We start from the raw sequence: 1,510 nt of genomic DNA, 5'->3' as shown, positions 1-1,510 counted from the left end.
TACCATCGTTTTTCCAAACTTTATTTGGCTCACTCACATTAGCAACAAAAGCATCTAAATCTCCATCTCCATCCACATCTGCCAAACTTATATCGCAGCCATTCGTACTATTATCCAAGGATTGTCCGGAGTCGGTGAAGTCTCCATTCAACACCCCTGGGTAACTCCCCATAACTTCCAGTTCCAATCCCAGACTGGAGGACATCTCACCGGTCCTTACCTCCAATTCCCAATTACCACCCTTAATTGCAGCTCCAGTCAAAGTCGCCGAAGCAGCAATATCCGCCCCAGTCAAACCCCGCAACTTAGCCACAAACTCAGCCCCCGGATCTCCCGCAGCCACATTACAACCATAAAGCAGGAGATTATCAATATTCCACCGTTGCAGTTCAGTCGCATAATGCTCAAGAGTACCCAAAGTAAATTGACTATTTCCCAGATACAAACAACCAGGGGAACCATGAGAAATAATATGAACAGTTTTAACCTGTGGATATTGTTGTAAAATTCCGTCTATCTGCTCAATACCATCCCTAGCAGTATCAAGCAGGAATGGTTGAGCCTCAGCAACAACACCATCAAACAATTGCTGGTAGTTATCAACGCCAGCATCAATAAATACAGCAGTATTGAAATAGAAGTTAGTATTCATTTGACTTCTCCAAGTAAAATATTTTGTCGTAGCAAAGTTCTTGCTTGTAGTATTGCTCTAGCCCGCCAGATAGACGTGGGCTAAAGCAATACTACGAGCTTGTAATTATAAGTATTCAACCGGATTTAATATTATGAGGACTTACACATGAACACTATTTGTAGCTATTTGTAGGGTGTGTTAGCCCTGGCGTAACGCACAAAGGAACTATATAGTACCTTTGCGTAAGTCCTGATTATACTATTTCTACGGAGCAGCAGTATTCAAAACATCGCCAGTACCAGTACCCAGTTGTATCTCGTACCCTGCTGTGAAACTATTACCTTGAGCTGTGGCGCGATCGCTGTCTTCCATTGTGTCGAGACTAAAGCCAGCAGGGTCGCCCAAACCACCAATACTCAGTGTGCCAGCAGTACCAATAGCAAAAGCTGAGTTCTGTAAACCATTAGCATTAGTACCACTGTAATTAAAAGAATGAGCAGCAGCACTTTCTTTACCAACGGCAGCAGATACAGCTACACCTGTAACAGCCCCTTGATCAACAGTGAAAGCCGCATAACCTGCAATACCACCTTCACCAGCACGAGCCACAGTAGCAAATGTATTGAGAAGAACAAGACCACCGACTAGACCAAGACCACGAATAATAAGTTGTTGAGTTTTCATTTTCTTTACTCCAACGTTAGTTTTTTCTCTTCTACTAATCAGACGATTAAGGGTGGCAAGTTGTGAACTTTTTCGGGAAAATTTTTTCTAATTCCCTGTATTCAAAGGTTTCGAGATGGAATGAATGGTGGCTCAACCTAAAATAGTTCGCGTAGGTTGGGTTGAGGTAGGAAACCCAACAACAATAAAGCC

2 protein-coding genes are annotated in these 1,510 nt (G+C 42.9%); both read right to left on the bottom strand.

Going from position 1 to position 1,510, the window contains the following annotated elements; genetic code table 11:
• The coding region (locus ACP6PK_RS02505; protein ID WP_426557468.1) for a DUF4347 domain-containing protein at positions 1-652 on the bottom strand (652 nt) is incomplete at its 3' end.
• 246 nt (positions 653-898) lie between these two features.
• A complete protein-coding gene (locus ACP6PK_RS02500) occupies positions 899-1,318 on the bottom strand; it encodes a hypothetical protein (protein ID WP_426557466.1) in 420 nt (139 codons plus the stop codon).
• Positions 1,319-1,510 lie beyond the last annotated feature (192 nt).

The organism is Dapis hubbardiae BLCC-M172, from assembly GCF_050016015.1.
Taxonomy (GTDB): Bacteria; Cyanobacteriota; Cyanobacteriia; order Cyanobacteriales; family Microcoleaceae; genus Trichodesmium.
The sequence above is the reverse complement of the archived record's forward strand: the minus strand, read 5'-3'. Positions and strand labels throughout refer to the sequence as shown.